Annotated in this window: 11 protein-coding genes and 1 riboswitch; of the genes, 3 read left to right on the forward strand and 8 right to left on the reverse strand. The window is 72.2% G+C overall.

The genetic code is table 11. The annotated features are described in order from the left end of the window. Nucleotides 1-362 (forward strand): ABC transporter ATP-binding protein (locus ACIPYS_RS31935; protein ID WP_400752741.1); only part of this gene is annotated, 362 nt, incomplete at its 5' end. Nucleotides 363-416: 54 nt separating this feature from the next. Further along, a complete protein-coding gene (locus ACIPYS_RS31940; RefSeq protein WP_093860760.1) occupies nt 417-2,975 on the forward strand; it encodes an ABC transporter permease in 2,559 nt (852 codons plus the stop codon). 206 nt (nt 2,976-3,181) lie between these two features. Here ACIPYS_RS31940 and ACIPYS_RS31945 read toward each other — a convergent pair whose 3' ends face one another. The 7 genes from ACIPYS_RS31945 to ACIPYS_RS31975 form a co-directional block, all read right to left on the reverse strand. Continuing rightward, nucleotides 3,182-4,558 (reverse strand): NAD(P)/FAD-dependent oxidoreductase, encoded by a 1,377-nt coding sequence (locus tag ACIPYS_RS31945; protein ID WP_030398003.1) that lies wholly within the window; start codon nt 4,556-4,558, stop codon nt 3,182-3,184. Between the two features lie 428 nt (nt 4,559-4,986). After that, nucleotides 4,987-5,928: an exopolyphosphatase gene (locus tag ACIPYS_RS31950; RefSeq protein WP_400752746.1), complete on the reverse strand. Its 942-nt coding sequence runs from the start codon at nt 5,926-5,928 to the stop codon at nt 4,987-4,989. Next, complete coding sequence (locus tag ACIPYS_RS31955; protein ID WP_231978781.1) at nt 5,925-6,596, reverse strand: DUF501 domain-containing protein; 672 nt, start codon at nt 6,594-6,596, stop codon at nt 5,925-5,927. Before ACIPYS_RS31955 ends, ACIPYS_RS31950 begins: the two co-directional genes overlap by 4 nt. After that, nucleotides 6,568-7,080 (reverse strand): septum formation initiator family protein, encoded by a 513-nt coding sequence (locus ACIPYS_RS31960; RefSeq protein ID WP_231978606.1) that lies wholly within the window; start codon nt 7,078-7,080, stop codon nt 6,568-6,570. The genes ACIPYS_RS31955 and ACIPYS_RS31960 overlap by 29 nt, the downstream gene beginning before the upstream one ends. Before the next feature lie 126 nt (nt 7,081-7,206). Then, on the reverse strand, nt 7,207-8,493 hold the full coding sequence (eno, locus tag ACIPYS_RS31965; RefSeq protein WP_093860764.1) for a phosphopyruvate hydratase: 1,287 nt from the start codon (nt 8,491-8,493) through the stop codon (nt 7,207-7,209). A 352-nt stretch (nt 8,494-8,845) separates the two neighbouring features. Continuing rightward, nucleotides 8,846-9,697: a transglycosylase family protein gene (locus ACIPYS_RS31970; RefSeq protein ID WP_400752751.1), complete on the reverse strand. Its 852-nt coding sequence runs from the start codon at nt 9,695-9,697 to the stop codon at nt 8,846-8,848. 5 nt (nt 9,698-9,702) lie between these two features. Further along, a riboswitch (cyclic di-AMP (ydaO/yuaA leader) is annotated at nt 9,703-9,851 on the reverse strand. Between the two features lie 231 nt (nt 9,852-10,082). After that, nucleotides 10,083-11,369 (reverse strand): cytochrome P450, encoded by a 1,287-nt coding sequence (locus ACIPYS_RS31975; RefSeq protein WP_093860766.1) that lies wholly within the window; start codon nt 11,367-11,369, stop codon nt 10,083-10,085. A gap of 230 nt (nt 11,370-11,599) precedes the next feature. On the opposite strand from ACIPYS_RS31975, the gene ACIPYS_RS31980 reads away from it, so the two are divergent. Further along, entirely contained in the window at nt 11,600-12,091 is a 492-nt protein-coding gene (locus tag ACIPYS_RS31980; RefSeq protein WP_082558545.1) for an SDR family NAD(P)-dependent oxidoreductase, read from the forward strand. 119 nt (nt 12,092-12,210) lie between these two features. Here ACIPYS_RS31980 and ACIPYS_RS31985 read toward each other — a convergent pair whose 3' ends face one another. Further along, on the reverse strand, nt 12,211-13,248 hold the full coding sequence (locus tag ACIPYS_RS31985) for a MazG family protein (protein WP_093860767.1): 1,038 nt from the start codon (nt 13,246-13,248) through the stop codon (nt 12,211-12,213). Nucleotides 13,249-13,362: the final 114 nt, after the last annotated feature.

The following is a 13,362-nucleotide window of genomic DNA, read 5'->3' on the forward strand; positions in this document are numbered from 1 at the left end:
TCGAGACCGTCGGACTCTCCGGCCGCCTCTCCCACCGCCCCAGCCAGCTCTCCGGCGGCCAGCAGCAGCGCGTCGCCTGCGCCCGCGCCCTCGCCTCCAAGCCCGACATCGTCTTCGCCGACGAACCCACCGGCAACCTCGACTCCCGCTCCGGCGCCGAGATCCTCTCCTTCCTGCGCAACTCCGTCCGCGAACTCGGCCAGACCGTCGTCATGGTCACCCACGACCCCGTCGCCGCCGCCTACGCCGACCGCGTCGTCTTCCTCGCCGACGGCCGCATCGTCGACGAACTCACCAACCCCACCGCCGACACCGTCCTGGACCGCATGCGCCGCTTCGACGCCAAGGGCCGCACCAGCTGACGCACCACGCGCCGCCGCCCGTCCCTCCGCAGACCCCAGGACCCAGGAAACCCCATGTATCGCACCGCACTGCGCAACGTGCTGGCCCACAAGGGCCGACTGCTGATGACGGCGCTGGCCGTCATGCTGGGCACCGCCTTCGTGGCCGGCACCATGGTCTTCTCCGACACCTTCGGCAAGGCCATGCGGGAGAGCAACTCCAAGAGCTACTCCGACGTGTCGGTCCAGGTCGTCGACTACTCCGCCGGCGCCACCGCGTCCGTCCAGGAGAAGAGCGACAAGAACGCGGTCACCCTGACCGACGCCACCGTCCAGCAGCTCGCCGCGCTGCCCGGCGCCGCCGGCGCCCGCGGTGTGGTCAGCGGCTTCACCGGTGTCGCCGACAAGAAGGGCGAGCTGATCGGCCAGTCGTGGACGGCCAAGGGCGCCAACTTCGCGCCCGGCCCGGACGGCAAGGACGCCCGCTACCCGATGGTCGAGGGCCAGGGCCCGAAGAACGGCAAGGAGATCGCCCTCGACCGGAAGACCGCCGAGAAGGGCGGTTACAAGGTCGGCGACACCGTCCGGATCGGCTCCAACGGCCCGGTCCTCGAGGCGAAGCTCACCGGCGTCTTCACCACCGACGACCCGATGGTCAACACCGGCGGCACGCTCACCCTGTTCGACCGCGCGACCGCGCAGCAGATCCTGCTGGAGCCCGGCCGGTACAGCAGCATCGTGCTGACCGCCAAGCCCGGCACCGGCCAGGACGCGCTGCTCGCCGAGGTGAACCAGAAGATCCGGCCGGAGCAGCAGATCGAGACCCGGACCGGGGCCGACCTCAAGGCCGAGGAAGAGCGGATGATCACCGCCGACACCGACAGCCTGCGCACCATGCTGCTCGCGTTCGCCGGCATCTCGCTCTTCGTCGGCATCTTCATCATCGCCAACACCTTCACCATGCTGGTCGCCCAGCGCACCAAGGAACTGGCCCTGCTCCGGGCGATCGGCGCCAGCCGCAAGCAGGTGACCCGCTCGGTGCTGATCGAGGCGTTCGCCATCGGCACCGTCGCGGCCTCGGCCGGTCTGCTCGCCGGCGTCGGCATCGGCGCGGGCCTGCAGTCCCTGATCGCCTCGCTGAACGACAGCCTCCCGACCGGCCCGCTGGTGGTCAAGCCGGTGACCGTGGTGGTCACCCTGGTGGTCGGCGTCCTGGTGACGGTGCTCTCCGCACTGCTGCCCGCCGTCCGCGCCGCCCGGATCGCCCCGGTCGCCGCGATGAGCAGCGGCGACCAGCCCGCCTCCCAGAAGTCCCTGGTGGTCCGGAACGTGCTCGGCTCGCTGGTGGCCGGTGCCGGCATCGCCCTGGTCACCTTCGGTGCCTCGAAGGGCAACTCGGACGGCCGGATGCCGGTCGCGCTGGGCGCGGTGCTCGCCGTCCTCGGTGTCTTCGTCCTGCTGCCGCTGCTCTCCCGCCCGGTGATCGCCCTGGTCGGACCGGCCCTCGGCAAGCTGTTCGGCATGCCCGGCCGGCTGGCCCGGCAGAACGCGGTGCGCAACCCGCGCCGCACCGCCGCCACCGCGGCCGCGATCACCATCGGCCTCACCCTGGTCAGCGGTCTGACGGTGATCGGCGCCTCGGTCTCCGACACCGTGGACCGGGCCATCACCAGCTCGATGAAGGCCGACTACCTGATCTCCGCGGCGAACGGGATGAGCCTGTCCGAGAAGGTCCCCGCCGAGGCCGCGAAGGCCGCCGGGGTGGCGGCCTCCTCACCGCTGCTGAAGGTCGAGTGGGACCTCAACGGCAAGGCCAGGGAGATCACCGGCCTGAACGGGGACAGCCTGGACAAGCTGCTCTCGGTCACGATGAAGAGCGGTTCCACGGCCTCGTTCGGCCAGGGCGGGCTGCTGCTCGCCGAGGACGTGGCGAAGAAGCTCGGGGTCGGCACCGGCTCCACCGTCGAGGTGGGCTACCCCGGCGACACCAAGGGCACCATGACCGTCGGCGGCGTCTACGAGACGAGCGACCTGCTCGGCGGGGCCATGGTGGCCAACAGCGAGATCCTCAAGCACAACCCCCAGGTCTACCTGAAGAGCGTCCTGGTCAAGGGCACCGCCGGGGAGACCGAGGCACTGCGCAAGGCGCTCAAGGACTCCACCGGCGCCAACCCGGTGATCGAGGTCAAGTCGCGCCAGGACGTCCGGGACAACTTCAGCCAGAGCATCACCTTCGCGCTGAACATGATGTACGGGCTGCTGGCGATGTCGGTGGTGGTCGCGATCCTCGGGGTGATCAACACCCTGGCGATGTCGGTCTTCGAGCGCAAGCGCGAGATCGGCATGCTGCGGGCGATCGGCCTGGACCGGCGCGGCATCAAGCGGATGGTCCGGCTGGAGTCCGTGGTGATCTCGGTGTTCGGCGCCGGCATCGGTGTCCTGCTCGGCTGCTTCACCGCCTGGGCGATCAACGGCACCCTCGAGGCCAGCCTGCCCGGCCTGACCACGGTGCTGCCGTACGGCCAGCTGCTGCTCTTCCTGGCCCTGGCCGGCCTGGTCGGCGTGGTGGCCGCCTTCTGGCCGGCCCGCCGGGCCGCCGGGCTGGACATCCTGGGCAGCATCAAGACCGACTGACCGCGGCACCGTGCGGCACACCGCCGCACCGCCGCACGGCGCGAGAAGGCCCCTGCCGGAGGGTTTCGGCAGGGGCCTTCTGCTACTTCTTGTACTCCGCCCGACTCGCACAGCCGGCTGAGCACCACGGAGGTCGTGGTCCGGCAACACTGCCGGGCGGAGAGCCTCCGACTCATACCCGGTGCTCCCACACCGGGCCGTAGTCGCTACTTGCTGGTGGCCAGCTCCTTGTCGGCGGCCGGCTTCGCGGCCTCGACGGCGGGACGCTTGGTGGGCGCCGTGACCTCCTGGATCGGCTGGTACGGGTTCTCCATCTGGGAGAGGCCGACCATCTCGCGCTTCAGGAAGACGGCGAGGGTCCAGTCGGTGAAGACGCGGACCTTGCGGTTGAAGGTGGGGACCATGGCGCCGTGGTACAGGCGGTGGAACCACCAGGCCGGACGGCCCTTCAGCTTGTACTTGCCGAAGAGGATCGCGACACCCTTGTGCAGGCCGAGGCCGGCGACCGCGCCCAGGTTCTTGTGCTTGTACTCCTGCTGCGGGAAGCCGCGCATGCCGGAGATCACGTTGTCACCGAGGACGGCGGCCTGGCGCACGGCGTGCTGCGCGTTCGGCGGGCACCAGGCGCCCTCACCGGCGGCGAGGTCCGGCACCTGGGCGTTGTCGCCGGCGGCCCAGACGTAGTCGAAGCCCTGGACCTGGAGGGTCGGCGCGGTGTCGACGTGACCGCGCGGGCCCAGCGGCAGGCCGAACTGGGCCAGCACCGGGTTCGGCTTCACGCCGGCCGTCCACACGATGGTGGAGGCGTCCGTCTCCATGCCGTTCTTCAGCACGACGTGGCCGTCGACGCAGGAGTCCATCGAGGTCTCGATGTAGACCTCGATGTTGCGCTCTTCGAGCTTCTCCTTGGTCCACAGACCGAGGTCCGGGCCCATCTCCGGGAGGATCCGGTTGGCGGCCTCGACCACGATGAAGCGCATGTCGTCGCGGCTGACCGTCTTGTAGATCTTGGCGGCGTCGCGCGCCATGTCCTCGATCTCGGCGATCGTCTCGACGCCGGCGAAGCCGCCGCCGATGATCACGAAGGTCAGCGCCTTGCGGCGGATGGCCTCGTCCGTGGTGGACTCGGCCTTGTCCAGCTGCGCCATGACGTGGTTGCGGAGGGCGATGGCCTCCTCCACGGTCTTCATGCCGATGCCGTGCTCGGCCAGACCCGGGATCGGGAAGGTGCGGGAGACCGACCCGGTCGCGACGACGAGGTAGTCGAAGGGCAGCTCGTACGAGTCGCCCGCCGAGGGCTGGATGGTCGCGATCTTGCGCTCGTGGTCCACACCGGTGACCGCACCGGTGAGCACCTCCGCGTTCTTCAGCGCGGTGCGCAGGGGCGCGACGAGGTTGCGGGGCGCGACGTTGCCGCCGGCCGCCTCGGGGAGGAAGGGCAGGTACGTCATGTACGACCGCGGGTCCACGACCGTGACGGTCGCTTCGCCGTAGCGCATCTTCTTGAGGATGCGCATCGCGGCATACAGGCCGACGTAACCACCGCCGACAATGAGGATGCGAGGACGCTCCGTGGTGCTCATATCCGAAAGTATCCAGCACCGTTCGGAGCAGCCTTCGTGAGCCCGCTCACAAGCGGACGGACCCCCTCTGCTACACTTCGCGCCCCCGTTTCGACCCCCCGGCCGACACTTCGCGGCCACCCCGGCCCCCCGGCGGACCCACCCGTGACGACGGCCCCGCTGAGCAGCAACGATCCATGACAGGGCCTGGTTCCCGCGCGGGATTTCGATTTTCAAACCTCTGACGGGTCGGAACCTGCGATCCAGTGGTTATCACGCCGAGCGAGCCTTCGGTCCCACATATCGGACGGACCGGACCGTCCAGCGCCGCGAACGGGCGGATCCTCATGTGAAGAAATTCACGAACTTTTCCGCACGGCCCCGGGCGCGCCCCGGCCCCGGGACCCCCGAGGGGCCTCCGGGGCCGGTGCGGTAAGCCTCGTGCCTGGTCAGCGGGCGATACTCCAGGCGATGCCGTCCAGGATGTCGTGCTCGCTGACGACCACCTCGGCGGCGCCCGTCCGCGCCATGATCTCCAGCAGCTCCAGCGCGCCGGCCGCGATCACGTCCACCCGGCCCGGGTGCATCGACGGGATGGCCGCCCGCTCCGCGTGGGTCGCGCCCAGCAGCCGGTCGGCGATCTCGGCGACCCGCTCGCGGGAGATCCGCGAGTGGTGGATCGCCTCCGAGTCGTACCGCGGCAGGTCCTGGGCGATCGCCGAGATGGTGGTGACCGTCCCGGCCAGGCCGACCAGGGTCGCCGCACCGGTCAGCGGGACGGCCTCCTCGGCCCGGTCCAGCTCCGCCCGCACATGCGCCCGTGCCTCGGCGATCTGCTCGTCCGAGGGCAGCTCGGCACCGCCGAAGTGCCGCTCGGTCAGCCGGACGCAGCCGATGTCCACCGAGCGGGCCGCCTCGACGTCCTCGGCCCCGAGCACGAACTCGGTCGAGCCGCCGCCCAGGTCGAAGACCAGGTACGGGGTGGCGAAGGTGCCACCGGTGAGCTCCTTGGTGGCCCCCACGAAGGAGAGGTGTGCCTCCTCCTCGCCGCTGACCACCTCGGGCTCGACCCCCAGGACCGCCCGCACGCCGTCCACGTACTCGGCGCTGTTCTCGGCGTCCCGGGAGGCGCTGGTGGCGACGAAGCGGATCCGCTCCGGGCCGACACCGAAGCCGGCGATCACCTCGGCGTACTCCCGGCAGGCCGCGAAGGTGCGCTCCAGCGCGTCCGGGTGCAGCCGGCCGGTGCGGTCCACGCCCTGGCCCAGCCGGTTGATGATCATCCGCCGGTCCAGGTCGGTGATCTCCCCGGTCTCCGGGTCGAGATCCGCGACCAGCAGCCGGATCGAGTTGGTCCCGCAGTCGATCGCGGCCACCCTGGTCGTGCTCATGCCTCGGCCTCCCCTGCCTCGTCCGCCTCCTGTGCCGCCCGCTTGGCGGCGCGGTCCGCGGTCTTCTGCTCCTTGGCCGCGATCACGGCCTGGTGGTCCTGCTCCTTGGCCCGGTTGCGGAGCACCCGCTCACCGGCCGCCTCGACCTCCGCCGGGGACACGCACGGGCCCTTGGCCCACCAGTCCTCCAGCATCCCGATCGCCTCGTCGCCCAGCGGGTTGACGCCCTCGCCGGCCGCCAGCGAGTGGCCGACCAGCACGTGCAGGCACTTGACCCGGTCCGGCATGCCACCGGCGCTCGGGAAGCCCTCCAGCACCTCGATGGCGTCCCGGCGGGCGATGTAGTCCTCGTGCGCCTTCTGGTAGGCCGAAGCCAGCTCCGGGTCCTCGGCGAGCCGGGCGCTCTGCTCCTTCATCACGCCGTCCGCCTCCAGGGTGCCGATCAGCGAGGCGGCCTTGGGGCAGGTCAGGTAGTACAGCGTCGGGAACGGCGTGCCGTCCGGCAGTCGGGGGGCCGTCTCCACGACGTCCGGGTTGCCGCACGGGCAGCGGTGGGCGACGCCGCGCAGGCCGCGCGGGACCCGGCCGAGCTGCGCGGCGATGGCCGCGACGTCCTGGTCGGAGACGGTGGGGTGGTTCTCAGTGGTCATGGGAGGGGCTGTCTCCAGCGGGGACGGGGGCGGGTGGTGAGGAAGGGGCGGGCTGCGCCGGGGCGGCGGGGGTCACGGGAGCGGTGGGGGCGACGGGAGCGGCGGCGGCGTCCACGGAGTCCCAGACGCCGGCGTACCAGGGCCGGGCCGCCTTGACCGTCCCGGCGGCCGGGCCCTGCGCGGGCGGCGGCGCGCCCAGCGAGGACTTCGCCGGGTCCTGGGCCGCCGGGTCCACCGCGATGTACGGGGTCTCCCCCGGCATCGCGTAGTGCAGCCGGGTCCTGGCCTGCGCCTTGACGTACTCCGGGTCCTGCCAGCGGGCCTTCTCCCGGCGCAGCTGCTCCACCTGCTGCCGGGCGTGCTCGGCCCGGGCGCGCTGCGCCGTGATCTCGGACCGCTGCGAGATGAACTGCCGGGTCGGGTAGGCCAGGATCGCCACCAGCGAGCAGAGCACGAGGACCAGAACGGTCGCCCGGCTCGTGAACCGAGGCCGGGCCGCCAAGCCCGGGATCCTCCAGCCTGCCATCTCCGGTGTCCCCTCCTGGTCGCGACGGTGCCCCGCCGTCCACCCTACGGGGTGAACGGCGGGGCACCGGTCAGGCGTGCGCCACTCGGGCGGCCGGGCGGGTCAGCCCTCGTGCTTGAACCGCGGGAAGGCGCCGCGGCCGGCGTACTCGGCGGCGTCGTCGAGGATCTCCTCGATGCGCAGCAGCTGGTTGTACTTGGCGACGCGCTCGGAACGGGCCGGGGCACCGGTCTTGATCTGGCCGCAGTTGGTGGCCACGGCCAGGTCGGCGATGGTGACGTCCTCGGTCTCGCCGGAGCGGTGGGACATCATGCAGCGGTAGCCGTTGCGCTGGGCCAGCTCGACGGCGTCCAGGGTCTCGGTCAGCGAACCGATCTGGTTGACCTTCACCAGCAGCGCGTTGGCGGTGCCGGTCTCGATGCCGCGGGCCAGGCGGGCCGGGTTGGTGACGAACAGGTCGTCGCCGACCAGCTGGACCTTGTCGCCCAGCTTCTCGGTCATGGCCTTCCAGCCGTCCCAGTCCGACTCGTCCAGCGGGTCCTCGATCGAGACCAGCGGGTAGGCGGCGACCAGACCGGCGTAGTACTCGATGAGCTCGGCGGAGCTGAGCCCCTTGCCCTCGAACTGGTAGGCGTCGTCCTCGTAGAACTCGGAGGCGGCGACGTCCAGGGCCAGCGCGATGTCCTTGCCCGGCACGTAGCCGGCCTTCTGGATGGCCTCGACGATCAGGTCGAGCGCCTCGCGGTTGGAGTCCAGGTTCGGGGCGAAGCCGCCCTCGTCGCCCAGGCCGGTGGAGAGGCCGCGCTCCTTCAGCACGCCCTTGAGCGTGTGGTAGACCTCGACGCCCCAGCGGACGGCCTCGGAGAAGGACTCCGCGCCGATCGGAGCGATCATGAACTCCTGGATGTCGACGTTGGAGTCCGCGTGCGAGCCGCCGTTGAGGATGTTCATCATCGGGACCGGCAGGACGTGCGCGTTCGGGCCGCCCAGGTAGCGGAACAGGGGCAGGTCGCTGGCCTCGGAGGCGGCGTGCGCGACGGCCAGCGAGACGCCCAGGATGGCGTTGGCGCCGAGCGAGGACTTGTCCGGGGTGGCGTCCAGGTCGAGCATGGCCTGGTCGATCAGGCGCTGCTCGGTGGCGTCGTAGCCGACCAGCTCCGGGCCGATCTGCTCGATGACGGCCAGGACGGCCTTCTCCACGCCCTTGCCGAAGTAGCGGTTCTTGTCGCCGTCGCGGAGCTCCAGGGCCTCGAAGGCACCGGTGGAGGCGCCCGACGGGACAGCGGCACGGCCGGTGCTGCCGTCGTCGAGGCCGACCTCGACCTCGACCGTGGGGTTGCCGCGCGAGTCGAGAATCTCACGGGCTACGACGACATCGATGGACGGCACGAGGCATCTCCTAGCGGAAGCAGGTGCGGCTGACAGTGGGGTGCCGTCGGCCGGACGATTGCGGAGTCGTTACGACCAGAGCCTAACCGCACCGGCTGTCCGGGCCACGTCGACCTCGGCCACGTCTCAGCTTGTGGCCGTGCTACCCACCGGTAGTTCACCTGGTTGCCCGGCCTCGGACGTCCCGGGGCGGACGAAGCGGATGGAACGGGCGGGAGCCCGCGCGCCGGTCCACCCGCCCGCCCGCCTGTCCGGTGACGGGCGGACGGCGCGACGGGCGGACGGGCGGACGGGCGGACAGCGGCGCGACGGGCGGTGGGCGCGCTCCGGGCGGTGGGCGCGCTCCGGAGCGTCAGCCGAGGGTGAGCACCTGGCCGGGGATGATCAGGTCCGGGTCGCCGCCGACGGTGCCGCGGTTGCCGTCGTACAGGGCCTGCCAGCCGCCCTGCACGCCCTGCGTGGTGGCGATCCCGGCGAGCGTGTCGCCGGAGCGGACGGTGTAGCCCTGGCCGGCCTGCGGCTGCTGGACCTTCGGGGCCTGCTGGACCTGCGGGGCCGCCGGAGTCTGCTGCGGCGCGTACTGCTGGGCCTGCGACTTGGGCGCGGCGTGCTTCGGCGCGGCCTTCGGGACCTGCTTCTCGGCCTCGGCCTGCTGGGCCTGCGACTTGGGCGCGGCGTGCTTCGGCCCGGCCTTCGGGGCCTGCTGCTCGACAGCGGCCAGCGGGGCCTGCGCCTTCGGCGCCTGCTGCGGCTGGGCCTGCGGCTTCGGGGCGGCCGGGGCGGCCGGCGCGGCGTCCGCCGAGGCGTCGACCGCCGCCGGGGCGCCGCCCTTGCTCAGGCCGGCCTTCTTGGAGCAGACCGGCCAGGCGCCGGGGCCCTGCGAGGCCAGCACCTTCTCGGCGACGGTGATCTGCGCCGCCTTCGAGGCCTGGTTCGCCTGCGGCGCGTAGGAGGTGCCGCCGAACGCCTTCCAGGTGCTGGAGGTGAACTGCAGGCCGCCGTAGAAGCCGTTGCCGGTGTTGATGCTCCAGTTGCCCCCGCTCTCGCACTGGGCGACCGCGTCCCAGGTCGAGGCCGGGGCGGCAGAGGCGCCGGTGGCGCTGAGGATCGGCAGTGCCAGTCCGACACCGGCGACACCGGCGACGGCGATGGCCTTCTCGGTCTGGGTGCGGCGACGGTGACGGCCGGTTCCGACGAACAGCATGGGGAAGTCCCTCTCCGCACGCCTGCGAGGTGAGCTGTCGGGTTCGGACCGGGAGGTGGCCCGGCCGCACGGAGGCGGCTTCACCCCAAGCCGTGGGAGACGGCGCAAGACCTGGTTCCCCCGCCCCTGCCCAGGGTTCTGGTCGGTTTCCGGTGACGCGGCGGGCAGGACTCGGCGTTCCGCGCACGGGACCCGCTTCCGCGGGCTCCCCGGAGAGTAGACAGATCTTCAGAGCAATCACAAGCTCATATCGCCGCTATCACACGGAAATCACGTCACGTGATGGATTGCCCACCAACCGAGGAGGCATGTCCGGGTTGATGGGGATTCATACCCTCCGGGGGCGGCGCGCAGAGCGGCCGCGCCGGCGTGTCGTGAGCCCCCCTCAGTGAACTGCCGAGGGGTCGGCGGAGGTTGCCCCCGATGTCGCCCCCGGCGTGAATTCCACCGGAAGTTCACGAAGTCCGCGCATGATCAGACCACCGCGCCAGCGCAGTTCCTCCGGGTCCGCGGCGAGCCGGAGGTCCGGCAGTCGGGACAGCAGGGTGGTCAGCGCGGCCCGCCCCTCCAGGCGTGCCAGCGGGGCGCCGATGCAGTAGTGGATGCCGTGCCCGAAGCCCAGGTGCGGGTTGTCCGCCCGGGCCAGGTCGAGGGTGTTCTCGTCCGCGAACCGCGCCGGGTCCCGGTCCGCCGCGGCGAGCACCACCAGCACCGGGTCGCCGACCGGGATCCCCACCCCGCCGATGGTCAGCGGACTCGTCGCGAACCGCCAGGTGGCCAGCTCCACCGGGCCGTCGTAGCGCAGGAGTTCCTCGATCCCGGTCTCCAGCAGCGCGCTCTCGCCGCGCCCGATCGACTCCTGGAGCAGCGACCGCTGCCCCGGGTTGCGCAGCAGCGCATAGACGCCGTTGCCGATCAGGTTCACCGTCGTCTCGAAGCCCGCGAAGAGCAGGATGAAGGCCATCGCCGCGGCCTCGTTCTCGGTGAGGTGCTCACCGTGGTCGCTGGCCCGGATCAGCCCCGAGATCAGGTCGTCCCCGAGGTCCGCGCGCTTGCGGTGGATCAGCTCCGCGAGGTAGGCCCGCATCCGCTTCACCGCCCGCCCCACGCCGCCGCGTTGGCCGCCGCCGTGCCGGATCATCATCCCGGCCCAGTCCCGGAAGTCGTCCTGGTCCTCGGCCGGCACACCGAGCAGGTCGCAGATCGCGTAGATGGGGAGCGGGAAGGCGAACTCGTGGATGAGGTCGGCGGATCCGCGCGCCGCGAAGCCGTCGATCAACCGGTCCGTCAGCTGCTGCACCCGGGGCTCGAAGGCGGCCACCCGGCGCGGGGTGAAGGCCTTGGACACCAGACGGCGCAGCCGGGTGTGGTCCGGCGGGTCGATGTTCAGCAGGTGCGTCATCAGGTCGGCCTGGCGCTCGCCCGGGATGCCGACCCGGCCGGTGCGGTGCGCCTGCTCGCTGTGGTGCGCCGGGTTCTTGGAGAGCCGGCTGTCCGCGAGCGCCTGACGGGCGTCCGCGTACCGGGTGACCAGCCAGGCCTCCACCCCGCTGGGCAGCGTGGTCCGGTGCACCGGCTCGTGCTCGCGCAGCCACGCGTACGCCGGATACGGGTCGGCGGCGAACTCCCAGGTGAACAGGGGCGGACGGGCGGAAGCGGGCTGAGCAGGCATGGGTCGACGGTATCCCGGGCGGGTCCCCGGCACCGCACCGTGGGCGGCGCCGTTCCCGTCGTTGTTCCCGTCGTTGTTCCCGTCGTTGTTCCGGCCGTTGTTCCCGCCGCCGTTCCGGCCGCTCTTCCCGTCGGCTCCGCCCGTTCCGGTGATCGTTCCGGTGATGGTGGGCCGGAGCAGGCGTGAGTCTGGTCACCTGAGGGGTAATTCCTGTTGCGGAGGATCCGGTCGTGCCTACGATCCTCCGCAAGATGTCCGTGGGCGCCGGTGCGGAGCCGCCCACAGGGAGGAGCAGGGCCATGCGGGTCACCGGTGCGGTCATCGTGATCGCGGTACTCGACGGCGGGTCGGGGGCGGGCCTCGCCCGCCGCTTCACCGCGGCGGGCGCCGCCGGGATGCTGATCGCCGACCAGCGGAGCGGGGTCGCCGAGGACCTCGCCACCGAACTCGACCGGCCGGGCTGCCCGGTCGTCGGGGTGTGCGGCGACGTCCGCCGCCCCAGCGATGTCGCCGCGCTGGTCGACACCGCCGAGAAGCACCTGGGTCCGATCGACCTCTTCTGCGTGGCCGGGCCGGACGGCGAGCGGATCGTCTCCCTCTCCGACCTGCCCGCCCACCTCGACCTGGAGCGGCTCGCCGAACTCGTCGCGCTGGTCGGCGAGGCGATCGGCGAGGTCGTTCCGCCGCAGCGCCGTCCGGTGGCGGACGTCGCCGCGGCCTGAGGCCACGGGGCGGACGGGGCTTCCAGGTCGGGTCGCTCGGGTCGGGGTCGGCCGGGTCGGGGCGGGGCCCGTCGGTCCGGACTGCTCGCTCGCCCGGCGCCGCCCGGCTGCTCGGCGGGCTACTCGGCGGGCTTCAGACCCTCGGCGGCGCGCACCGTGTCGCGGTAACCCCGCGCCGCCGACCGCAGCGCGGCGTCGACGTCGAACCCGGCGTCGTGCGCTCGCTGCGCCACCGCGAGCAGCAGCCGGCCCGCGGACTCCGCCGTGAGCTCGGCGGGCAGCTCGTACGGCTCGTCCGGTACGCCCGCGAACCCGGACCGGCGCACCCGCGACACCAGCTTCGCCGCGTACGCCAGCGAGGGCAGTCCGGCCGGGACGCCGTCCAGCACCGACTCGCGGTCCGACTTCTCGGCCGCCTTGAGCGTCTCCCAGTTGGCCTCCACCTCGGCCGCGCCGTCCGCCTCGGTGTCCCCGAACACGTGCGGGTGCCGGTACATCAGCTTCTCGACGATGTCGCCCGCCACATCGTCGATCGAGAACGCCCCGGTGGGGTGCTCCTCGGCGATCCGGGAGTGGAAGAAGACCTGGAGCAGCACGTCGCCGAGCTCCTCCCGAAGGGTGTCGCGGTCGCCCTCCTCGATCGCCTCGACCAGTTCGAAGGCCTCCTCGACCAGGTACTTCACCAGGCTGGCATGGGTCTGTTCGGCGTCCCACGGGCAGCCGCCGGGCGAGCGGAGGCGGTCCATCACGGACACCAGGTCCAGCAGCCGGGAGCCCGGAAGGTCGTACGAGCCCGGCAGCACCTCGATCTCCGGCACCTCCCCGGCGTGCTCGACCGCGAGCCGCGCCAGCGCGTCGGTCAGCCCCGGATCGCCGTCCGGGCCGCCCAGCCAGACCGTCGCCCCGTCGCCGGCCGCGCCGTCCGCCGGGGCCCCGGTCAGCAGCCGCGCCAGCGCGGGGGCGGAGCCCGGCGCCACGACCTCCACCTCGACACCCGCCTGCCGCAGGGCGGGCAGCTGCGGGTGAGCGGCGTCGCCGGCGAGCACCCGCCCGGCCGAGCGCAGTGCCTCCCAGGCCGGCCAGGACAGCAGGCCCGGGGCCACCCGGTGGGTCGTGATGAGGAGGATCAGCTTCGCGCCCGGAGGATTCGTCGTCACCCCTCGAACCTACCCGTCCGCCCGATCGGCCCGCCGCCGGGTTTCCACGCCGACGACGCGGGTGAGGTTGCTCCGGTGGGCCGGCCGGTGCTCCGGTGGGCCGGGGCCGGGGCG

This window comes from Kitasatospora sp. NPDC089913 (assembly GCF_044748625.1).
Taxonomy (GTDB): domain Bacteria; phylum Actinomycetota; class Actinomycetes; order Streptomycetales; family Streptomycetaceae; genus Kitasatospora.

Coding starts and splice junctions, on each gene's coding strand:
- ACIPYS_RS31940 (WP_093860760.1), top strand. CDS start 417: ATGTATCGCACCGCACTGCGCAACGTGCTGGCCCACAAGGGCCGACTG.
- ACIPYS_RS31945 (WP_030398003.1), bottom strand. CDS start 4,558: ATGAGCACCACGGAGCGTCCTCGCATCCTCATTGTCGGCGGTGGTTAC.
- ACIPYS_RS31950 (WP_400752746.1), bottom strand. CDS start 5,928: ATGAGCACGACCAGGGTGGCCGCGATCGACTGCGGGACCAACTCGATC.
- ACIPYS_RS31970 (WP_400752751.1), bottom strand. CDS start 9,697: ATGCTGTTCGTCGGAACCGGCCGTCACCGTCGCCGCACCCAGACCGAG.
- ACIPYS_RS31975 (WP_093860766.1), bottom strand. CDS start 11,369: ATGCCTGCTCAGCCCGCTTCCGCCCGTCCGCCCCTGTTCACCTGGGAG.